Genomic DNA, 22,558 nt, shown 5'->3' on the forward strand with positions numbered 1-22,558 from the left:
CGCCCAAGGTACACCGAGGATTTGTGTCGTCAGCTCTGTCTCTCTGCAAAGGCCAGAACTTCGATTGCGGCAAGAATTCCTGCTGCGTCTATCCTCGCGCCACTGTGGCAGCCAACTGCTTGGCAAGCATTCGGCGGTTCTGCGACGCACTGGCGTCCATACCTGTCGGGGTGTACTGAGTGCATGAAAACTGGGTATCACTCGATGTTGTTCCAGATGCCTTGGGTCAACCGGTGTCCGTGGCACTCGCAACCCCTCTCATCTCAGTGCGACCATTGCTCGAGACCGCTATGGCATGGCTTTCGCTCCGATGCCCCTCCCCTACTATGCCCATGCGGGCATGACCCGGTTTCGAGCCGGAATACCCTTGACGAAGAAGGTAGGATCGAGGACCTTCGTGGCAGCTGGATAAAGCGATACCTTCGCTGGGCCGGGGCGAGTCGAGGTCGGCGAACGCTGATCGGGGTGGGAGATGATCTGACGTCCGCCGAGGAGGCGGCAGTCCTGTTTCGCGGCAGGGCTTACCCTTGGTACCGACCGAAGTACGCCTCGTCGGACGTGCTCATCAGGGCGTCTACCGTACGTCATGGGCAATCCGTCGAAGCTCGCTCCCAGAAGGCCGCGTTCTCGCGCCTTGCCCCGTCCATGGGGCCAGGTCGTGACTTCTTTCTTGAGCTTCCTCAGGCGCTTGAAAGACCGATGGCGCGTATCACGGCCTCAGTTGCGGCGAAGTTCCGCGAGTCGACCTTCTCGGCACGTGAGCGAGCCTGCTTAGGCTTGCCTGAGGCCTCGGAAGGTGGGGGGCAGCCATCCTCGCGCGCTTCGGTTGTATTGCTCCCCGCCTACAGAGTCCGCGAGCACCTGTTCCTGGATGGCCGTGTATTGGGTAGGCCCACACAGGCGGTCCTAAGAGAGATCGCGCAGGCAATGTCTCTCCTCCCGTCTGACAACCCTGCGATCGAGGCCCTGGCGCGGGCATACGAACGGGTACTGGGTCGCGGCTTCGCGAGCTCCGCCCTTCACTTGCTCGGCCGACTTGACGGCTCTGCTACCGATGATGAAGCCGCACTGATCCGCCCAGTGGTGTTGATCAGACATAGAAGGAGCTCGTGCCTTCTGACTCTGGCGTGGCTGGGCTGCGCCCGCAAGGAGCGAAGCAGAGCCGGCGGTCAGGTGTAGTGGATGGAGGATCCTTCCCTGCCAAACCTGGACCGCCCCTTACTAGTTCGTTGAGATGCAGAATTGTCTGCATCGGATCTCCGAAGGGCGGAATTGTCGGCATCTGACCTTCCAGTGGAAGGAATGTCTGCGACTGGCATCCTAGGCACAGAAAGATCTGCGTTGGATCATGGAGATTGTGGCGTTGCGATAGAATTATGACCCAAGAAATCAGTGACTTAGCTTGCCGTCAAATCTCTGCGACGAACAGCCCCCAGGATTCGCCGAGAAAGGCGGTTGGGCATGGGTGATCCTGGCCCCACTGCCGAACCTTTAAATGTGGTCCAGATGCGACGTGGGCCGCGACCTGGCCGACGCGGGTGAAGCGATAGCCGTAGGGGTGCTGCCCCTACACCCTAAGGAACACCGCAAACTCTCAGACGATCACCAATGAGGGTTTTAAGATTCGACGCGGCGCTCATTGCAGCAACGTGAAGCTGCCAGATACCTGCTCCGTATGCGCGCAGCTCATCTTCCTTGAACATCACGAGGATCTTCAACGCCTCGCTGTCAGGACTAGACACCAGCTGTTGATCAAGCGCCTGCCGCTCCATCAAAAGCTGATTGTTATAGCCAAAGGTGTCAGCGAGTGACTTAAGGTGTGCATACGTCTCAACTACAGCTTTGCGGACCTCCGCGCTTTGAACACGCCCTATTCCGCCGCAGTTGGTGTCGTACACAACAAAATAATTGGACAAAATTGGGAAATATATTTCAAGGATGTCTTGACCCCCGTTCATTTCGACAGCTGCGCCGATTCTGTGCATGTAGAGCGATTCAAGTACAGATATCTCATGGATAATTGCCTGGAGCACTGCGCGAACCTGCTTGCGCTCCGCAAGCCACGTCACAACGAGCTGAAGTAGCCATGCAACTACTATGCCGAATAACGCAAAGCCGCCGCCAACAACGGCGCCAATGATGGCGCCCACTAACGATCCGAAGAAGCCATCTCCAAGAATATCCACTCCCTTACCCCTATCGGCCGGATCTGGCGTGATTGTATGCCTGTGATAATCAGAATGTTACAGGCACGGCTGGCAGCGCAATGGCTAGCCGCCACCGTGGCGGTTCGGCACGGACTAGTGGAACGTGCCCATAGGACGCGGTGCTACGGCGATGGACGTGTGGCCCGGGTCGGCTGCGGTCATCGGCTGCCTCTTGCCGAGACAGCCTGGATAGCCTGCCCGTCGACTTGCCCTCAAAAGGGCTGACCAAACCCGTCAGGTGGTTTGGCCGCCCTCCAGCACCGCCAAGACTCACGGCAACTCTTTCAGCTCAGGAAAGTTCGAGCTTTTCCTATGCAATTTCTTAGCCTCCTTGGTCCTCATGGAAAGAGCCAAGCCCGCACCAAGCCGGCACCTCCAACGTCGGAAGCTCGCCGCTACAAGTCAGGTCCGCAATCAGGAAGTCCACCCATGCTGGCTCGTACCCATTGCTCGCGCCCTTTTTGATTCCCGGCTGCTGATGTCGGTTTCTATGCCAAGCGTCAAATCGCTCGCAAACCGCTCTCGGATCGCCGAAAAACTCGGAGAACTGCTCCATCAGCGCAACGTACTCTACTTCGTCAACATTCCCTGAGCGGATCTTTTCCAGCGGTTGGTATGCCAGCTCAAATTCATCCTTTGAGTGTGGTGAATCCTTCGACTTGAACAGCCAACGCTTTAGCAATGCTTCCAGTCCAGCAACCTCAGGCGCTCTTTTGGCCAACCAAGCATCCTCTTCTTCAAGCGTTTTCAGATGTGGTTTGTCAGCATGTATCAACGCCTTCGCCAGCATTATGTCGTTGTGCTCTTTGTCCACCACCTCAACCACCGGGAGGTACGCCACCAAGGCCATAGGCTCGGGTAGCAACTGTGGCCGCGGCTTTCCACTCACCACATGCACCGGGTCAATATCAACCACTACAAGCGCCTGATCCTTATTTGACAGCGCTCCCTTGCAATCGGGCTGGAGGATGCCCGTATGCCACCCGTGGTAAGGCGTCAGAAGCTTTACCGCGCCCGCAGTTGAATGCGAACGAGTGACCGAGTCTATGCCGATGAAGCAGCTCTCTCCGCTGGCGCCACCAAGCACGGCATTGCAGAAAACCGTAGCCGTCCCGGAGGCCAATACGCTGGCTTGGCCGGCATGCCAGTAGTCGTTTGTGCGGTTGGTATGGGCCGGCACCAGCAGCACCGACCGCCGCTCGCGCTGTGTCTGCGCAATGGTGAGCAGATCACCCACTGCCTCTAGATCACGATTGACCATATTGTTTGCGTCCGCCACCACTCCCGCCGGCGCCTCAAAAATGGCCAATATCTTCTCCAGCTCCTGTACCAACGGCTTGCGATTTGCCGGGCTGGTCAATAGGAAAAGCTCTGAGCAGATCAGCTCCATACAATGGCGCAGCTTAGGAGAGCCCTCGGCAAGGTTCACCATCAACCCTTTGACCTGGCTGGAAGTCCAGCCATCTTCTTGTTTGCTCTCCTCGCGCAACCGCATAACAGCGTCCATCACACGCCTGTCCGAATACAGTGGCGCTAGCTCATTCAAGTCCGGCCTGAACAGTTCATGTGAAGCTACTGACCTGTACTTCTTGCCTCTGGTCAGCTCAAAGGTTGTCTTTCCTTCCAGCCTGAACTCGTCCAGTAGCGACTTCTCAGGCCGCCACAGCAGGGTGAGCATTTCCTTCAAGTGGTCTGGGTGACTCTGTGCACTGAAATTTCGATAGGTCCCGGCCAGCACCGCAAGTCCAGGATAATGATTGGCCAACTTCCGCTTCATCCAATCAATGGTCTCCTTGCGAAGAGAAACCTCTGGCAACACCAGCAACTCGACACCCAGCCTGTAGCATGCATCGAGCGCTGCCTCCAGCACTGCGCGCCGCCGGTGCTCCGGCCACGAGACAACCTGCACCGTGTCCTTCCATTGGTGCTCACTCCCAGGCTTGGCGGCTTTCCTGGCTGCTTTCAAGTCCTTGTTGTCCAGCTTCGACGCCAACACCTCGCGGGCCCCCTTACTCAGCGGCAGCCCATCAATGCCCACTTCCGCCAGTGGGTGGCAGTAGCTATCGTGGGCACTGAGCTGGAGCAACGCCACGCGGAAGTGACTTGATTCAGTGCCCGAGACATCGGCGGGAGTCTTTCGTTTACGAGTATCGAAGGAAGCGCTCTGCAGCTTGCGCAGCTTGGCCAGCACATCAAACCCCGACTCAGCACGGCCCTTCTGCCTAAACGCAGCCCTATCTTCGCCTACATCACCCCCTCCCCTTTCTGGCGGTGGGTTCGGTGCTGGCAGGACAGTCTCTTGACTGCGCGTGAAGAGCGTCTGGCCATCTTCCTCCGGCGACTGCGCACGTTCAACGGTTCCAACACCCTTTGCCTCCACAGGCATGGACGGTTCAAACGGGCTCACTACGGCATGCCCACGATGCATGCCAAACCAGCGCCCTAGCTTTCCGTTCAACCAGTGGACGGCTAATAGTTCGCCATCTGCGGTCCTCCGCGTTTCCGTCCAAGCAGACAGCCTGCCCCTGCCAACTTCCACGCGCTCAGGACCCTCCCGCCCCAAGAAGGAGTACTGGGGCACGGACATCTGCCAGCCCTTGCCGCTGGCATCGGTGAACTCACCGGTATGCGGGTCTCTACCAAAGCGCGACGCCTTCTCTCGAATGACCTGCACGCCCAGCACGCCATCAACAGCGACCATGGCCGCTGTTATCGCGCCCACTAACGCATCACAATCCAGCACACTGAGCGTGGGGAGATCCTCAAAAGGCCACGCGGATTCATCGCACAGCGCTTCGATTTCGATTGTGTCCGCGGGTTCGGTTGCCACGTCGGACGCGGCGTCTGCGTAGCGCCATTTAGCGAGCGTGGAGAACACCGTGGCCAGCGCTGGAATCTCCAGAGCCTGAGGGAAGCTGGCATCCAAGAGCCCCACCATCGCTAGCATCCAGTGCCATGGGGTAGCTCGTCCAAGCGCATCGCCATCAGCATCAATGAGCCATTTGCAGATGGCGCGGTAGTCACTTTGTGGGTCGGCGCTCAACACCTCGGGCAGCGCCCATGTTTCGGGCAACTGAGGCAGTTCGCTCAACCGGTTCGTATTGCCCCACATCAGCCCCCACAGAGCGGCAACGCTGCCCCGCAGCCCGGCAGTGGCAACCGCAAGCGCCAAAGCCACCCGCAGGGCGGGCGCTCTGTCGGACGCCTGCTCGGCGTGCACTCCCGGCGCCTCGTTCAGTGCGCCATAAAGCGCATGCATCAATCCAAGTTCAGGGCGCATCCCATCCGGACGCGCGGGTACGAGTTCCATGCCCTGCAGCACCCACAGAGGAAGGTGCTCAATTACCCGAGGAAATACCAAGTGAAGCAGATTGCGCAGGTCAGCGCCACCGCCACCGCCACCGCGCAAGCGAAGCGCCATCGCCTTGGTCTGCGCCTCCATGGTCAGCACATGGTGCGTCCTGGTGCGCAGGTCTGCGTTAGACGGGTACTTCCGCAACAGCTCCAGCGCTCGGCTTACTGTTCCAGGCAACGCGCCCAGCTTGGCCGCGGGGGCATCAGACAGCGCATCCGACAGGTAAGCGCCCTGTAGCTTGCGTAGCTGCTGCCTGAGTACATAGCTCTCAAGCTGGTCAGCGTGCACCTGGTCACGTTCAATGGAGGAGTCACCTTGAAGGACATTCTCAGCCAATGTCTCCTCGCGGTTTCCCGTCTCCCCCGATATTGTCGCCGCAATGCCCAGCACGTCGGCAACCGCCCAACCCACCCGCCAGATGTCTGCATGGAGGTGTGGAACGCTTGTAGCGCGGACCCGGCCATCATCATCGTGGAACCACGCATTGACACCCAGCAAGTCGCGCCGCACCGGCTCACCCACCAGGTGGATGACTACTTCACCGTTGCGTTCGTGCTGTACCAGCTGTGGTTTGAAGGGGACGTAGGCCATCGCCTCCTCAACGTCATCGCGGTGCATTGCGTACAGTCCGTCAAACAGCGCGGCGGCTAGGTACGTCAGTGGCCCCAGTAATGCCATTTCGCTTGGATCAATGCGCTTCCATGGCACCTCGGCGCTCGTTTCCACCCCCAGGCATGTGGTGTCGTCCTGCTCGCCACCGAATTGAAGCGTTGAAAAGCTGGCAGCGGAAGCTCTGTCGCCCAATGCAACTCGAATGAAATCACGTGAATGCGGCGCTTGGGGCGGAACGGTGTAGACGTATACGCGCTTTCCAAAGGCCCCTTCCCCGCCCCCCATTGCAAAGACCGAGGTTTGCTCGCGGGCGACAGGCAGGTTTGCGATCAGCTCTAGTGCCGTACCTGTTTCATCTTTGAATAGCTGCTTGAACCTGGTCAGAACTTCCAGGCCCTTCCCTTTGGGGGCGCTGTTCAACACGAAGTCTATCGCCATGCCCCGCGCGGTGCTCTCGCTAGACTCACAAACCGGAGCGTCGGCTCCGCTCCTCAGTATGTTTCTCACGGCGTTGGCGAGGCCCAGCCCATCATTTCCAAGCGAGAGGGTCTCTTCGCGTTTTGTCAGCGGGTTCAGCGGCGTCCACTGGTCAATTGCAACGTCGGGCACAGCATTGAGCGCCTCAGCAGCCAGGCACAGCCACTCCACCGAGGTTACCGCCCCTGCCTGATGAATGTCGTCCATGCGGACTGAGGCGCTCTGGCGGGACAGCCTGTGTGCCTTCACGACCGTCAATCGCGCGCGCCGCCGAAGGTGTGACAGGTTTTCTTTGATGGCCACCGCGCCTTTGAGAAAAATGAAGAAGTCCCCTTGGCACACGCTGTGCGCCAAGTTTTGACGATGGGCCCGGTTCGCAGGCACCTCGCTCATTGTTTGGCCATTTTCCACCCAGGGGTTCGGATCAAGCAGCCGGTCCAGACCCTCAATGGCATACAGCCAGTGGTAGCCGCGCTGCTTAAACGAATCGTCCCAACTTTCCACAAGGTGCTCGCAGGCCTTTTCCCACAAATCCCAGTACTGCGCCCAGATTTCCTCGCTGCTCCTCAACAGCGGGCCCCTGCTTTCCAAGGCAACCAGCCACCAAAGCCAGCGGGTACACAGGCCAATGTCGTTCGGCCGTAACTCCTTGGCAGCCATCGCCGTCTGTACCTGCGGAAGGATGGTCCGAGGCCGGGTCAACAGGTCCGGGTGGCGCAGCATTTGCAGCGCACACTGGCGGTCGACGCTGGGTAGATCCTGCGCCAAGCTCCAACCTGCCTCACCATCTCCAACCAGTGGGGCCTCCCATCCTGGTACTGACGCGGCTAGCCCGCGGCCCTCATTGAGCTGTCGCATTACCTGCTCTGGCGACCCTGCTCGCACGCGATCGCCCTTGTGGATCAAGGCCAGCGACAGGCTCTGTGCTTCCGCCTGCAGCGCTTCCCGCAGTTGGCCAAGCAACTGTGCACTGTCGGCGAAGATCACAATGTCGTCGACGTAACGGGCGTACCCTGCTCTAGGAAGGGACTGCCCGCTTTCTGAGACCTTGGAACTTTCACGGATGAACTGTCGGGCGCAGTTGTCCACCGGAAACAGCGCAATAGTCCCAATATAGGCAGAGATCACCGGCCCCTGCGGGATGCCCATGGTCTCCGCGCTCAAGACAGCATCCCGGCCCTGCTGCTTGGGGTTACGGTAGGCATACCCGAACAGAAAACCCTTCAGCAGCCGTTCCAACGATTCGGCCCAGCTTCCGCCGTCCTGCTCGCCTCGCAGGGACAGCATGTCCGCAAGCCCAGTCGGCAGCCCCGATGCCTCCACCTCCTCGATCAATGGTGTGAGCAGGCTGTCGCGGACCACAAACTGCTGAACCGTATCGTAGTATCGCTGCACGTCCAAGCGAAGCACGTGCACTTGCGGGCCAATGGCGTGGCATTGCTGGCCCAGACAGGCCATGAAGTCGCGCCAGCATTGGCCGAACGGGCGGAACATGCCCTGGTCCGAAGGCGTCTTGTGCCCTTCCAGCACCTCCATGTCGATTTGGTAGCCAAAACTCAACGTCGCTGGCTCGCCGACGTGCAGGTCCGGCTCGTTGAGCGCAGGATATGGCCCGCTGACAACCACCTCATTCCGTGATGAATACCAGCGGACGGCCGGGATGCTGGCAGAGAAGGTCTTTCCGTCCGCACTGAGGCGGTCATGCCGTTCAGTCAGCAGTTCATTGAGAACAATCTGTTGAACATGCAGGTCAGCCGGGTGAGGCATCACTTTTAGCCGTGGGTCGTTCAGCACCTTCTCATCGCAGCTTAGTTTCCTGGGCAGGTTGACTGCCTCGAAGGGAGCGGCCTGACGCCAGGCACCCTCATGGGCGGTCACGCTTTTCAGTCTATCCAGCGCAACCGTGTCAAATAGGCGCGCGTTTGCGCTTAACGTCAGCCAAGCTTCCTCATCGCACGGCAGCTCCCCCCGCCGCGAGCCAAAGTACGCCAGCGTCCGTGCCAGCGCAGTGCGTTCATACTGGCCAACAAGGTATACCGCCTTTGAAGCTCGCGAGGACGCTGCTGCGTCCCCCGTTAGAAGCTCGCCCAGCTCGTATGCCCACTCCGACCCAACGTGGCCAAGGCGTGCAAGAAAAGCACTGTGCTGCCGCTTCCCGCGCGAACGGTTTATTGCAAGCGCCGCACGAAATAGCGCCCTTTCACGCGCCGAGACAGGCAGGTTATCCCAGTTCTCCTCCAGCACCGAACTGTCCTTGCCGCCCAGCGATGCGACCAACAGCACCGCTTCTGCGGGCATGCTGTACTGCGCCAGCCATTCTTGAGCAAAATCCTCTGTAGATGCTGCGCGCAGACAGGCGTCCGGGTCTTTGCCAATGCCAGGTCGTGTGCGCCAAGGTATGCCCATCCACTGCAGGTCTACCCCGGTCATCCCAAGCAGGTCCCTGACAAGCCTCTCTGCGCCGCTGAACCCTGCAGCATCGTTGTCCAGAAATACACACAGGCTCAGCGGCTGCGCACTGTCCGGCTGGCTCTCCACAAACCTGGACAACAGCCCGTGCTGCTCCTTGCTCAGGCTTGTGCCCATCAGGGCAACCGCATGTTGCCCGAGGTACTCCAGGCGCAATGCATCTAGGAACCCTTCCACCAGATACAATCTGGACGGCTCGTCTGCTTTGAGTTCAGCGGTCACACCCGCAAACGCGGCCTGCGCATTGAAAAGGTATTCGGCCTTTCTGAATCCTGGCGTTAATCGGTACTTAGGTACATCGCTGGCCGCAGCAACATCCAGCAGCCGCCCCGCAAAGCCGACAACTTTGTTGGGCGCTTTTTCAGCAGCATAGACAGGGATTACAATGCGGCCGTCAGCAAAATAGTCATTGAACTGATCGCGGTAATCCAGTTTGAGCTGAGGGGTTTCCTCAACTATACGGAGGCGCCGGACAAGCCCCAACTCAAGTAAGCCATCCAGCAACTCCAGCTGCTCACCGAGCGCCCGCGCTTTGGTCGCAGCCACCAAAACCGGGCCGGTGATGCAGCGCAACCCTTTCTCGTACAGGAACTCTTTGTCAAACCCACGCTTGATGCACCAACGTTCAAACTCCCCTGCGTCGTGATTGCGGTCGAACTCGCGAAGCGCAAAATCCAGCGCCGATAGTCTCCGCCCTCGTGTCTTTACACTATCGGGCTCACCCCGTGCGGGTTGGATGCTGTATTGCCGGGCAAGCCACTCGACGCTGGTCTTGAAGTCGCTCCCGTTTACCTCTTTTACGAGGTCAATCGCATTGCCGTGTGCGCCGCACGCAAAGCAATGGAAATGAGGGGGCATCCCCTTTGCTGCCGCGTAAATTCTGAGCGACGGACGCGTATCCTGATGGAAGGGGCACACCGCGGTCACTTGATGGCCGCGCCGCTCTGTCTTCAGGCCCAGACGATTTACCAGATCTTCCAGCGGAACCTTCTCAAGAAGGTTTCCCACGTCGTACCACGCCATCTTTGCCCCCTGTTCAATCAGTAGCGACTTTCCCCAGAGCTTATCAGCTCGATCCATCAGTTCAATCAAGTCAGATGGTCCACACTCCGTTGACCCCACTCATGGCGCAGCTGTAGCTTGGACTCTCCGACTTTTGGCGAACAGTGGCGTCAATCCTTTGCCTCGAACTCACCGATGCTGTTTGCAATTGAATGGCTTGCTCGAACTCGCCATCGAGTTGTGCCCTGGTTGTGGACCTTCAGATTTTGGCCAGGGCGCAGGCTACGTCGCCTTGTGAATCTGCGAAGCCGCAGCTGACGACATTCCAGTCGTGGGCATCCACAAACGAACCCGCATGTAATCCCCTAGTGTGGACCTCGCCAATTCGGGGCAAATTCTGGGGTGCTGTCATAGGGTTGCCCCGTCCCGGATCGAGAACTCCAGAGCGGTGCTGCTGACGCCTAGTAATCGCATCATTCATCCAAGTAGACCCCGTTCCCAATCGGCCAACCTTCCTCGAATTGGATCATTAGATTAGAATTTCTAGTCTCTGTCCATGGATTTTAATGCCCAAGTTAAGGCATGCAGGAAGCGGCATCGGCTTGATTGAAATGTTAGGTGCCGATGCGCTGATGGGCAAAAGTTTCCATCTTGGCGTTGAGGAGGTCATTGGCAAAGCCCCGGACAAGTAGCGCTTCAAGGTCATCAATCATGCCGTATTCAATCTTGTAAGCACTAAAGTACCCCGCAAGATTGCTAAGCTCCAGCTGAGTTCTCTTGGGCTGCCTGAGTTTCTCGTGGCCCGGCCGGAACTCTTGGTTCCTGTCGGGATGGTGAGTGAGGTTGATTTTCTGGAGCTCACGGTCTCTGTTGAAGGCAAGATTCATTTCCTTCCATAGAGATTGATCTTTTGCTTTGCCTGCATATAGTGCCTTTCCTCTTGAGTCATAGAAGATGTACACCCCATTTGCGTGCTCTAGAGCCGATCGAAGTCCATTGCGGTATGAATTTACGGCGCTTCCAGTTTCAAGTATCTGCCAAGAGCCTCCATTCCTGGTCTTGCATGGGTCAATCGAGTAGAACTCAACAATTGGTTGTATCGTCTGAAACTGCGAAGTCTTAACTGCGGCAACTTTTGACTTGGATATTGCGTTCGCAATTTGTCCTGCGGTCAGTGACTTGTTCTTGCTTTTCCAGTTGTGGAGCGTCATCACACTGACGCCTAACGCAGATGCAAGGCTTGCTTGCGATGTTGTCTTGAGCTTCTTCGCGAGTGCTTCAAGTAGTGGCTTGGCTTTCATACTAGCTCCATGATTTTTCGCACGATGCTTGGTTGCCTTGCAGCAACGATGTTCGTTGTAGACGTTGCTTCGAGTAGGGTTGTCTAGAGGATGGCTGCGCCACCGACACCTCCCTGGCCATCGAACGCGATTGCAATCCGGACTTTGCCACTGGCATCGATAAGGCGGGAGACACTCTCATCCAGTGCGCGCCGCACCTGCAGGTAGCTGGCCTGCTGATCATTGCCGAGCCGGTGATAGTCGGATGTCATTGACCTCAGCTTATCTTTTCGCAACTGGAGGGTTTCACCGGAGTTCCAGAACGCCTTACCCATCAGTGCGGCCTCCCTAGTGGAAACAGCTTTCCCGAACTGCTCCAGGAGATCATTCCAGCGCTCCTCGTTCACCGATATGCGTGAGTAGTTACGCTGCGCCGGATCGAGATAGGCGGTGACAAAATCAAGCGCTGAGGCGAGGTTGAGAAAGAGTTCGCGCCTGGCTAGTAGAGGCCTCATCCGCTCGATAAAGCCTTTGAGCTTATTGAACGTTTCGCCAGTCCCAAAGGTATCCGAGTCGGTCAACGTCGAAATCTGCCTGATCAGCGAGCACATGTCCTCCTCAAGCTTGTTGCGCCACGCGTAGGAGTCCTTAATGACGCCTTCGATCGTGTTCATCTTGTGCTGGGGCAGCTCATCTGGACAGCGCAGCTCTCGCATGTGCGAGGCAATCTCTTTGATGTAGTCGAATGCGCCTGTGATTCGTGCTTTGTCCTCGTTCTCCTGCCTTTCAATTATTTCGGCGATGGAGTCCCTGATTATGCCAAGGCTCTTCTCGATGTCTGCAAGATGGGATTGAGCCACGGCAATGCTGACAAGCTGAAACGCTCCACCGGCGAGCTGTTTGGCCTTTCCGCCCTGCATAAGCCTTGCCTTTCCGACCACTTTGTTGGACGAGTCAACCGCATCGGCGAGGATCTCTCCCGACTTGGTCTTCATCAATGAGTAAGTGCCTTCCGTGAGTCCCTTTTGGATCTCGGGCTTGAAGACCACCTCGACAGTCCTGCCGGGAACGCTTGCAGCACCCTTGAACAGATCGGCTGCAAGGTGTTTGACGCGTTCGATGCCACTACCTGACGAATCGAGAGTGTGCGTTCGCGCCGGGATGCGCTCGATTTCTCTGCATTCAAGCAGGCTCGTTCCGTTGTCGTCAAACAGAGCGAAGTCGCAGCCTAGGTCGGTCTTCGCCTCCGGCATACCGGCCGACGATGAATCGAGGCGACTGGGCTCGCCGGCGTCAATAGGAGTGCTGGTTGTTTTCCGGCGGATGACGATGAACGAGGCGCCTGCGATGAGCAGCGCCAAGATGGTGATAAGCAGAATGGTGTTCACAGCTTCCTCAAAAATGTGTTCGTATGGGTTTAGCGATAGACAGCTCTTCGTGTCGCCCTGAGCGATGCCCAGTTGATGTCGGCCTCAAGCGGGCTGACTTAGGTGTCCAGCCGCGTGCGCATAGCTACCGGTATCCACCCCATTAGATAGATCATCGCCATTGCATAGATCAGCAGTGCCCCGACCGAGTCGCATGCTGCTGCCCAAGCTCCTCCATTCCCAGTTGAGGAACTGGAGATACGAAGGAACCAGAACGGGGAACGGGGAACGGGGAACGGGCCTAGTTTCTGCAGTCCACCGAGGAACAGGCGCATATGCTCGAGCCTATTTTGGTGCAGGCTGGTAACGAACCGCGTGCGCTGTTCAAGCTCTATCCGCCCCCACTGCTGCACTAGCTGGTAGAGCCAGCCGTACCTAAAGATTATGGATTCGGCCGGGCCCGCATCTGCGGGGGGCACCTCCACCTGCATATCCATTGCGGTGACCTAGGGTATTGAAGAGCAGACGCCCTGCCCTGGCGCGGCACATTGGACCGGTAGTCAATCATAGCGTTGGGGGCCGTATTCGGATGTCGGGATTCCCCCGACCTCAGGTGCGGAAGACTCACTTATCCGACTGCAGTCGCCCATCGTCAGCACCAGCGTGCACAGCAGGATCAGGCGCAAAGCGTGGACCAAAGCGGTGGGCGCCCCGCAATCTTCATGCCGAAGCCTCCCTTCATCGTCAGAGATCCGTCATCTGGCCATTGTGGGCCGCAGGAATCCCGGTCAGGTCTTGGCGTTGCGCGACCTAGAACTCCGCTTCCTTGCTGGCAGGCTGCAGCACTTGCTGCCCCTCATCATTGCCGATGCTGAGGAACCCGATTCCGCCGGACAGCCCTTGTGCTCGCATGGGCTGCGATTGCACGACCGAGGAATAATCCGCAAAAAAATCACGCTTGCGCCACTGCGCGGAGATCGAATCGCGGCTGCCGCCAAGATCGTTGTTCCAGGTCACCGCTTTTTCCGCACTGGGCGAGCCGAACTTTCGCTTGAGCAGCTCCATCACGCGCGGCTGCGCCTCGAACCCAGTGGTGTTGAAGCGCAGGGCGATCACACGCCCGTTGCGCAGTAGCACCAGGCCGCCTGCACCCTCCAGAGAAAACGCGTCACCCGCGCCCGCCCCGATCGCCATGCCGATGGGCGCAACCCACGCTGGGAACTCTTCCGTGGCGAAGACCAGGTAACCATACTCCCCTGCCCCGAACTCCGTATTGCCTACAGCTATGTTTGTCGTGCCGGGCGCGACGCACAACCCTGTTGCTGGTGGGGTGGCCTTCGGCGGTTCCGGCGGCGGGGTCATCAGCTTGTTGAACGCCCTGGCCCCTACCCCTTTGTTGCTTCTGGGGGCGGCTGGAGCGGGCAAGGATAGCTGGCAGAGGGGCAGCGCTAATGGTGCCCCTAATTTGATGCCGAATATTTCAGGTTCCGCCGCAGAGACCGGGACGGTAGATGCCATGGACAGTAGAACGACAAGCGAACTGGCTGCTGCAGTGAGACGCATAGGGCTGTAATCCATCCTGGATCCTGAGTGAGGGAAGTATATCTCCTATGGGAGGCCGGGCTCTGGCACTCGGGAAGCCGCACCTCGCCCTTTCATCTTGCGCAAGCAACCCAATGCAGCGACGATACCCAGAGCCGCGCATCCTGCGGCCTGCCCGACGGGGGACGGACATGGAACTGTTGACGCTGGAACACTTCGCCGGTTGCGTGAATGAGACGTTCGCTGCCGAGTACGACGGCATGGCGATGGAATTCGTGTTGGTGGAAGCCCGCCCCCTGGCCTCGCCGCACCCCGGCGCGGCGCGTGCACCGTTCTCGCTGCTGTTCCGCAACGCCGCACCGATTGTATTTCCGCAGAAGATCTACCCTCTGCGCCACGGGCGGGTGGGTGAAGTCGGCATCTTCCTGGTCCCTGTCGCGCAGGAGCGCGCCGGTTTCCTCTACCAGGCCGTCTTCAACTAGGTTGCCAGCGCAGCGGCAGGTACAGGCCATCTGCCGACTCGCCGTTTTCCACGAAGCCCAGCCGCGCATACAGACGCTGCGCGGCCATGTTGTGGACCATCACATGCAGCGCCAGCCCACGCCCCTGCCCACCCGATGCCTGCTGCTGGCGCTGTATCAGCGCGCTTCCGATGCCCTGCCCCCGCCATGATGGGAACAGGCTTATATCTACAAGAAGGTCGTCCGCGCCGCTCTCATCGACATAAATGCGTCCCACGGCCTCGCCGTTGCGTTCGATGGCAAGATAATGCGCGTGGGGGTGGTGGGCGAGATAGTGCTGGTGCTGAGCGTTGAACTGCTGTGCCAGGAACTGCTGTTTGACATCGGCGGGCCATGGCACGGCCTGCAGTTCCTGCTCACGGGTGCTGGCGTACAACGCCGGCAACCACGCCAGATCGTCGCCACCGAGCGCGCGGCAGTGCCATGCTGTGTCCGACGTCGCCGCCAGCGCCGCGAAGCGCGCAGGCGGAAACGGTGCCAGGGGTGGTGAGGCCATCATCCGAAGCTGGGGTAGTCACCGGTCAGCGCGATGCAGAAGTTCACCGCCAGGTAGGGCTGCTGATTGGCATGGGGCTGTGCACCGCCGGCCGCGGGCTTGAGCATGGTCGGTGACATAGGCGCATTCGGTGGGCTGCTGCTGAACGGCTTCACCGTACTGGACCCCGGCTGGGAGAGGCCGCCGCCCTGAACCGGCGTGCTGCTGCGCTTGGTGGTGTCACCCTGCTGGAAGGCCGTTAGCACGTGCTGATGGGCGGGCATCTGCTGCTCCGTCAGGGTCACTGCGGTGACACCGAAGGCGTCGCCAGCCCTGCGCGGTGTCAGGCCCGGGCCGGTGCCCTGGCCGCATGCCGCACGCGTTACCAGATTGGGAAGCTGGAACGTGGAACTGCCATTGCCGCCGTACATCACGCCCAACAGCGAATACAAAACGGTGTTCTGTGTCACAGGCAACGTGGTGCCATTGCAGAACGCCCAGCCGTAGGGATTGTAGTCGAAGCCGAACATCTGGATCTCACCGATGAAGGGTGTGGTCATGGTCGTCTCTCTGTGCGGGCGCGTCGGTCAGGACTGCGAGGGGTAGATGCCGGACCACGCGATGCAGTACTGCACGGTCAGCGTGGGCATGCAGTTTTCGTGCGGCTGGCTGCCGCCGGCAACGGACACGGCGGTGGGTTCCATCGATACCGCGGTCGCGGTAGCCACGTCGCTGACGTAGAACGTCTCACCGCTGACCGCGCCTGGTAATGACGTGGCGCCCGGGGTATCCAGGGATGCGGAGACGCTGGTGGCAACCAGCACGTGGGTGTGGCTGGGCATCTGAGCTGCGGTCAGCGTCACCGTCTCGCTGCCGCCGCGCTGCCCAAGCGGGCGCATCGTCAGGCCAGGGCCCTGGCCCTGATGAAGCGGCACGGCACCGCGCAGGTCCGGTATGCCGAAGGTGTTCTGCCCATCGCCGCCATAGGTGGTGCCGAGCAGGGTATACAGGACCTCGTAATCTGCAATGGAGAGCAGCGAGCCATCGCAGGCGACCCATCCCGTGGGAACCCGCGTAAACCCGAACATGCGAATCTCGCCGATGTAAGGTTCACTCATGTGGTTGTACTCCTGGGGCTCAGCTGCGGGAGGGGTAGATGCCGTTGAGGGCAACGCAGAAGTTCAATGCGGTATACGGCTGCATGTTGGGGTGCGGCATATTCCCACCTTCGGGTGCCACCGAACCCGGTGCCTGGGCAACTTCCGCCCCGCCCTGCGTTGCGTACAGCTTGACCCCGCCGTTGGCGCCGGCAAAGGTGCGGCTGCTCGGGTTGCGGTTGTCGCCCGCGGCGGCCACGCCGCTCACCTGGTGCCCATGCGGCGGCAGCTGGTTGCTGAGCACTGTCACCGTTTCGTTACCGGCCATCTGCCCTGCCTGCATCGGGGGTGGCTGCCAATTTGCATCCGCGGACGACCCAGAGCCCACCGGGGTGCGGCCGCGCAGATCCGGCAGTCCGAAGGTTTGGCTGCCATTGCCGCCGTAGCGGGTGCCCAATAGTGAAAACAGTGCCTGGTTCTGCTGGATGGGCATGATCTGCCCGTTGCATTGCGCCCAGTTTTTGGGCGCGAAGCCGAAACCGGTCATCATGATCTGACCGACGTAGAATTCGCTCATCTGATCCCCCTTGGATGCTGAGCGGCGGCGCCGGAGTGACGCGCGCTTACTCTGAACGCCATTCAGGCTGTTCACAAGCCCCATCTGACGGCCCCTTCCTTCGCTGCGCAGACTCTGTTCCAATTGCCTCCAGGGGGGAGGCGTGGAATGCCTGCCGCTGGCAACGTCAAGGAACGACGGGAGCGAAACGCTCACGGGGCAGCCAGCAAAGGACGCGCACCTCGATGTTGTTCTGCATCAGGTGAAATCTTTCCAAGGGGGAAAGGTCATGGCGTACCTCAATGACCGCGCGCGCTTCGCGCGCGTGTTTGCAGTCTCGATGTTTCTGTTGTGCGCCGCGCTGTGCTGGCCAGGTGCCGCATGGGCAGCGCACACCTCACCGGTGTGTGCGGAAAAGTTTGCCACCGTGGCCAACGGTGGCGCCGTCACGATAGATGTCACGGACTGCGCACAGGGCGCGGCAAACTTCTTCTACGGCCCAGCGGATGGCCCTGCCTTTCCCCAGAACGGCACGGCGAACCTCCGCGTCGATGGCAACCGCTGGTTGCTCGACTACAGTCACGACGGCAGCGCCACCACCTCCGACGCATTCGAATTCACCGATGGGGAGGCCCAAGGTAACGGCGGCGCGGTGCGGGTCAACATCACCGTCACCCCGGCCAACTCCGCCATTGTGGTCGCGCCGGCGACGCTGCCGACGCTGAGTGCCGGTACTGCGTTCTCGCAGACCCTGAGCGCCAGCGGTGGCAGCGGGCCCTACACCTACGCGCTTGTCGGCGGCAGCCTGCCCCCGGGCGTCTCGCTTTCCGGCGCCACATTGAGCGGCACGCCGACGCAGCGCGGCGCGTACTCCTTCAGCGTGCGTGCCACCGACAGCACCGCTGCGACGGTCGACAAGAGCTACGGCGGCACCGTACAGAATCCCAGCCTTTCCCTGGCGCCGGGCTCTGCAACCGCGATCCAGGGCGTGCCCTTCACCCAGACGCTTGCCACCACTGGCGGCGTTGCGCCTTTCACCTACCAGCTTGAAACGGGCGCCCTGCCTGCCGGCCTCGTGCTTGGCAGCACCGGGGTGATCAGCGGCACCACGGGAAGCGCCCCAGGCAACTACGCGGTGAGCATCCGGGTTACCGACAGCAGCACCGGTGCGGGTAGCTATTTCGAGGTGGAGAATTTCACCCTGACGGTCAGTCCGGCGCCAACTGTGTCCATTGCTGTGGCGCCAGCGAGCGTGTCGGAAGATGGCGCCACAAATCTGGTCTACACGGTCACTCGTAGTCTGAATCTTTCCTCGGCCACCGTCGTCAACCTGACCACCGGCGGCACGGCAACCCCCGGCACCGATTACACCGGCGCGACCACGACACTGACCATTCCTGCCGGTGCCACCACCGCCACGCTGACCATCGACCCGGTCGCCGACGGCGTGGTTGAGGCCAACGAGACCGTCATTCTCACGGTGGGCACTGGCAGCGGCTACACGGTGGGCACCCCGTCCAGCGCCACCGGCACGATTCTCAATGATGACGTGCCAGTCGCATCGATCTCGGTGTCCCCTGCATCGGTGAACGAAGACAGCGGCACTGCGCTGGTGTACACCGTTTCGCTGGACCAGGCGCCATTGGCACCCCTCTCGATTGCGTTCAGCGTGGGCGGCAGCGCCACCAGTGGCAGCGATTACGCGGCAGTGAGTTCCCCGCTGGTCATCGCTGCGGGTGCTACCAGCGGCTCCATCATGGTCATGCCGATCGCCGACGCCAACATCGAAGGCAATGAGACGGTAACGATCGCCCTGGGGTCTGGTGCCGGTTACACCCTGGGTGCGCCGACCGTGGCGACGGGCACGATCATCGACGACGATCTGCCGGCGTTGTCCATCAACGACGTCAGCCTCAACGAGGGTGACGGCGGCACCACAATCATGGCCTTCACGGTGTCACTCAGCGCGCCGGCGGGCCCGGGCGGGGTCAGCTTCGACATCGCTACCGCCGATGGCACCGCAACGGCCGGCAGTGACTATGTTGCGGCCGCGTTGAGCGGGCAGGTCATTCCTGCAGGCAGCAGCATCGCGAATTTCACCGTGTTGGTGCTTGGCGATACGTTGAACGAACCCAATGAAAACCTGTTCGTCAATGTCAGCAACGTCAGCGGTGCGACCGTCACCGACGCCCAGGCTGTTGGCACCATCGTCAATGATGACCCGGTTCCGGCGTTGTCGATCAACGACGTCTCGTTGAGCGAGGGTAATGCAGGTACGTCAGCCGCCACACTCACAGTGGCACTGTCAGCGGCCAGCGGGCAGCCCGTCACGGTCAACTACGCGACCTCGAACAACACCGCGGTATCGCCGACGGATTATGTGAGCACCAGCGGCACCCTCGTCTTTGCGCCGGGCGTCACCTCCCGTGACATCGTGGTCCAGGTCAATGGAGACACCACGCCTGAGGCCGACGAAACCTTTACCGTCAACCTGTCCGGGGCCAGCAACGCCGTTATTGCCGGTACGTCCGGCACCGTTACCATCCTCAATGATGACCAGCCGGTGACAGTCTCGCCGACGACGCTGCCGAACCCAGCCGTGGGCGTGGCGTACAGCCAGACGATCACCGCCAGCGGTGGCAGCGGCAGCTACACCTTTGCGTTGACTGCGGGCGGGCTGCCGCCGGGCCTTGTCGTCAGTCCGGCGGGCACATTCAGCGGCACGCCCACGGCTGGCGGCTCGTATGTCTTCACCGTCACCGCCACCGATACCAGTACGGCACCTGGCCCTTACATCGGCGCGCAGTCCTATACGCTGACGCTGGGAGCGCCTGCGCTGCAGCTGCCCGGCGGGCCGTTGCCGAATGCAACGCGGTCGCAGGCGTACACCGCTCCGGTTGACCCCGCCAGTGGTGGCACCGCGCCGTACATCTATTCGATCACCGCCGGTGCCCTGCCCCCGGGGTTGACCATGGACATCACCGGCGCCATCGCCGGCACCCCGACCGCGTTGGGAACGTTCACGTTCACTGTCACTGCGACTGACAGCTCGGGGGGTTCCGGCCCTTACAGCGTCAGTTCGAGCCGGTCGATCACCGTGGCCGACGGCCTGCCCGTGGCCGGCGACGTCAGTGCCTCGTTCGGTTACGGTGCGCCTGCTGCCCCGGTGACGTTGGCGCTCTCCGGCGGCGCGGCCACCTCCGTCGAAGTGGCCGGTGCACCGTTGCACGGCACCGCGACCGTGAGCGGTCCGACGGCGATCAGCTACCAGCCGGCTGCGGGCTTTGCGGGTAATGACAGTTTCACCTACCTCGCCAGAAACGGCAGCGGCGCCTCCGCACCGGCGACGGTGAGTATCACCGTGGGCAATCCGACCATCACCGTCAGCACCGCCGGCACTCTTTCGGCGGTGGCAGGATCGGCGTACAGCCAGACCTTCAGCTGGGCCGGGGGCACTGCGCCTTACACCGGCTACCAGGTGACCAACCTGCCGGCCGGTGTTTCGATCGCCACCAGCACGGCTGACAGTGTCACCATCTCCGGTGCGCCGACCCAGGCCGGCAGCTTCACCCTGCAGGTGTCGGCCACCGACAGCAGCAGCGGCGCCGGACCCTTCACCACCACCCAGGCATTCACACTTGCCGTGGCCAGCCCCACGCTGGTGGTGACCCCGGCAACCCTCGCACCTGCCACCGCAGGCACGTCCTACCAGCAGGTGGTCACCACGGCCGGCGGTGTGGCTCCCTACAGCTACGCCGTGAGTGGCGCGCTGCCAAGTGGCGTGGTCTTTGATGGCGCCAGCGGCGTGCTGTCCGGCACGCCGACCCAAGCCGGCAGCTTCGCGCTCACGATCACCGTGACCGACAGTACGAGTGGAACGCCAGGCAGCGTGGTGCAGAACTACACGCTGGAGGTTGCCCGCCCTGCATTGAGGTTGACTCCGGCCGCAGGTGCCCTGCCCGCCACCACGGCAGGCAGCGCTTATCAGGTTGCCTTCAGCGCCGGGAATGGCGTTGCACCGTATTCGTTCGCCACCAGCGCCGGGGTATTGCCTGCGGGTCTGGCACTGGATGCGGCGAGTGGCCGGCTGTCAGGCACGCCGACCGCGGCCGGCACGTACAGCTTCAACGTCACCGCTACGGACAGCACCACGGGCACCGCAAGCACGGTCACCCAGGCCTACACGGTGAGCGTGGCCGCTCCGGTGCTCACGCTGACCCCTGAAACGCTGCCGGCGGGTCTGTTCGCCAACGGCTACCAGCAGCAGCTGTCCACCACCGGCGGCACGGCACCCTACAGCTACGCGGTTACCGGCGGTGCGCTTCCGGGCGGTCTGGCGCTTGCCGGTTCCGGTGCGCTTTCCGGCGCGCCGACCGTTTCCGGTGCGTTTGCCTTCACCATCACCGCCACCGATGCGCTGGGCTTCACCGGCACGCGGAATTACACCGTGCAGATCGCCCAGCGCCCCGATCCGACCCGTGACCCGGAGGTGCGTGGGCTGTTGTCGGCGCAGGCCGACACTGCCCGCCGCTTTGCCACTTCCCAGATCGAGAACATCCAGCAACGCATGCAGCGCCTGCACGGCGCCAGCCGCAACAACGGCTTCAGCAACAACGTGAGCCTGGCCTATGGTGAGCAGCGTTGCGACCCAGCAGTCGGCACCCTGCCCGGCACCCGTTGCGACGCACAGCGGCGCCAGCCGTTCGACCGCGAGCCCAGCCTGGATGCACCGGCGGCTACCGCAAACGAGTCCCAGGCCCCGCTCGGGCTTTGGGTGGGCGGCAACGTGCGTAGCGGGCGCAGCAATGGGGGCGGCAGCGCAGGTCGAGACTTCAACACAGATGGCGTGACGCTGGGCAGCGACCTGCAGGTCGGGCGCGACCTCGCGCTGGGCGTGGCATTGGGATACGCCCGGGACCGCACCGACGTGGGCGAAAGCGGGAGTCGCAGCGATGGCCAGGCCTACACCCTGGCGCTGTATGCCAGCTACTCCCCGGGCGACCATCTGTTCGTGGACGCGCTGGTGGGCCACCAGCTGCTGGACTACGAGCTGCGCCGCTACGTGACCAGCGATGGCAGCCTGGTGCATGCGCTGCGCGATGGCAGCCAGTGGTTCGGTTCGCTTTCGCTCGGTGCAGACCTGGCGCGCGGCAACTGGCTGGTGACGCCCTACGCACGGCTGGATGCATCGCAAGGCACCCTCGACCCTTATGCGGAACGCGGCAGCGAACTGTACGCGCTGCGCTACGGCGACCAGGATGTGGATACCAGCACCGGCAATGCAGGCCTCCGCGTCGAATTCCGCAACACGGCCGTGTGGGGTGCGTGGACGCCGCAGCTGCGGGTGGAATACCAGCACGACTTCAAGGGCAGCGGCGTGGCAACCATGCAGTACGCCGATCTGGTCGGTGTGCCGTTCTACCGCACATCGCTGGATGGCTTCGACCGCAACCGCTGGATGCTCGGTGCCGGGTTGATGTTCGACTTCAGGCGCAACTGGGGCCTGCGGGTGGACTACCGGGGCCTGGTGGGCAGCGGCGAGGATCGCGACCACGGTGTGCAGATCAGCTTGGACAAGCAGTTGTAAGAGGCCTGTTG

Annotated in this window: 11 protein-coding genes; 2 read left to right on the plus strand and 9 right to left on the minus strand. The window is 61.1% G+C overall.

Annotation, left to right across the window (positions count from 1 at the left end; all coding sequences use genetic code 11):
* Positions 1-1,574: 1,574 nt before the first annotated feature.
* The 5 genes from ACGFZ3_RS16760 to ACGFZ3_RS16780 all read right to left on the minus strand — a co-directional run bounded on the left by ACGFZ3_RS16760 (position 1,575) and on the right by ACGFZ3_RS16780 (position 14,131).
* Positions 1,575-2,186 (minus strand): hypothetical protein, encoded by a 612-nt coding sequence (locus ACGFZ3_RS16760; protein WP_392923668.1) that lies wholly within the window; start codon positions 2,184-2,186, stop codon positions 1,575-1,577.
* Between the two features lie 343 nt (positions 2,187-2,529).
* The gene (locus tag ACGFZ3_RS16765; protein ID WP_392923671.1) at positions 2,530-10,212 is read right to left on the minus strand and encodes a CHC2 zinc finger domain-containing protein; all 7,683 of its coding nucleotides are present in this window, start codon (positions 10,210-10,212) and stop codon (positions 2,530-2,532) included.
* 524 nt (positions 10,213-10,736) lie between these two features.
* Positions 10,737-11,423 (minus strand): hypothetical protein, encoded by a 687-nt coding sequence (locus ACGFZ3_RS16770; protein WP_392923674.1) that lies wholly within the window; start codon positions 11,421-11,423, stop codon positions 10,737-10,739.
* 83 nt (positions 11,424-11,506) lie between these two features.
* The gene (locus tag ACGFZ3_RS16775; RefSeq protein ID WP_392923677.1) at positions 11,507-12,790 is read right to left on the minus strand and encodes a hypothetical protein; all 1,284 of its coding nucleotides are present in this window, start codon (positions 12,788-12,790) and stop codon (positions 11,507-11,509) included.
* Positions 12,791-13,579: 789 nt separating this feature from the next.
* On the minus strand, positions 13,580-14,131 hold the full coding sequence (locus ACGFZ3_RS16780) for a hypothetical protein (RefSeq protein WP_392923679.1): 552 nt from the start codon (positions 14,129-14,131) through the stop codon (positions 13,580-13,582).
* A gap of 371 nt (positions 14,132-14,502) precedes the next feature.
* Between ACGFZ3_RS16780 and ACGFZ3_RS16785 the strand changes: the two genes are divergently transcribed.
* Positions 14,503-14,793, plus strand: a complete 291-nt coding sequence (locus ACGFZ3_RS16785) for a DUF6916 family protein (RefSeq protein ID WP_392923681.1) — start codon at positions 14,503-14,505, stop codon at positions 14,791-14,793.
* Here ACGFZ3_RS16785 and ACGFZ3_RS16790 read toward each other — a convergent pair.
* Genes ACGFZ3_RS16790 through ACGFZ3_RS16805 form a run of 4 tightly spaced genes read right to left on the minus strand, consistent with a single transcriptional unit; the run spans position 14,786 to position 16,981 of the window.
* Positions 14,786-15,328, minus strand: coding sequence for a GNAT family N-acetyltransferase (locus tag ACGFZ3_RS16790; RefSeq protein WP_392923684.1), 543 nt, complete (start codon positions 15,326-15,328; stop codon positions 14,786-14,788). The genes ACGFZ3_RS16785 and ACGFZ3_RS16790 overlap by 8 nt on opposite strands.
* Positions 15,328-15,867, minus strand: a complete 540-nt coding sequence (locus ACGFZ3_RS16795; RefSeq protein ID WP_392923686.1) for a phage tail protein — start codon at positions 15,865-15,867, stop codon at positions 15,328-15,330. The genes ACGFZ3_RS16790 and ACGFZ3_RS16795 overlap by 1 nt, the downstream gene beginning before the upstream one ends.
* 27 nt (positions 15,868-15,894) lie before the next feature.
* On the minus strand, positions 15,895-16,425 hold the full coding sequence (locus ACGFZ3_RS16800; protein WP_392923689.1) for a phage tail protein: 531 nt from the start codon (positions 16,423-16,425) through the stop codon (positions 15,895-15,897).
* 19 nt (positions 16,426-16,444) lie between these two features.
* Positions 16,445-16,981 carry a phage tail protein gene (locus ACGFZ3_RS16805; protein ID WP_392924244.1) on the minus strand — a complete coding sequence of 179 codons (537 nt, stop codon included), beginning with the start codon at positions 16,979-16,981 and terminating at the stop codon, positions 16,445-16,447.
* A gap of 268 nt (positions 16,982-17,249) precedes the next feature.
* Here ACGFZ3_RS16805 and ACGFZ3_RS16810 point away from each other — a divergent pair, with 268 nt between their 5' ends.
* Positions 17,250-22,547, plus strand: coding sequence for a putative Ig domain-containing protein (locus ACGFZ3_RS16810; RefSeq protein WP_392923692.1), 5,298 nt, complete (start codon positions 17,250-17,252; stop codon positions 22,545-22,547).
* The last annotated feature ends 11 nt before the right edge of the window (positions 22,548-22,558 follow it).

This window comes from Stenotrophomonas sp. NPDC047960, assembly GCF_043204395.1.
GTDB lineage: Bacteria > Pseudomonadota > Gammaproteobacteria > Xanthomonadales > Xanthomonadaceae > Stenotrophomonas.

Coding starts and splice junctions, on each gene's coding strand:
- ACGFZ3_RS16810 (WP_392923692.1), top strand. CDS start 17,250: ATGGCGTACCTCAATGACCGCGCGCGCTTCGCGCGCGTGTTTGCAGTC.
- ACGFZ3_RS16790 (WP_392923684.1), bottom strand. CDS start 15,328: ATGGCCTCACCACCCCTGGCACCGTTTCCGCCTGCGCGCTTCGCGGCG.
- ACGFZ3_RS16800 (WP_392923689.1), bottom strand. CDS start 16,425: ATGAGTGAACCTTACATCGGCGAGATTCGCATGTTCGGGTTTACGCGG.
- ACGFZ3_RS16780 (WP_392923679.1), bottom strand. CDS start 14,131: ATGACCCCGCCGCCGGAACCGCCGAAGGCCACCCCACCAGCAACAGGG.
- ACGFZ3_RS16785 (WP_392923681.1), top strand. CDS start 14,503: ATGGAACTGTTGACGCTGGAACACTTCGCCGGTTGCGTGAATGAGACG.
- ACGFZ3_RS16770 (WP_392923674.1), bottom strand. CDS start 11,423: ATGAAAGCCAAGCCACTACTTGAAGCACTCGCGAAGAAGCTCAAGACA.
- ACGFZ3_RS16805 (WP_392924244.1), bottom strand. CDS start 16,981: ATGAGCGAATTCTACGTCGGTCAGATCATGATGACCGGTTTCGGCTTC.
- ACGFZ3_RS16795 (WP_392923686.1), bottom strand. CDS start 15,867: ATGACCACACCCTTCATCGGTGAGATCCAGATGTTCGGCTTCGACTAC.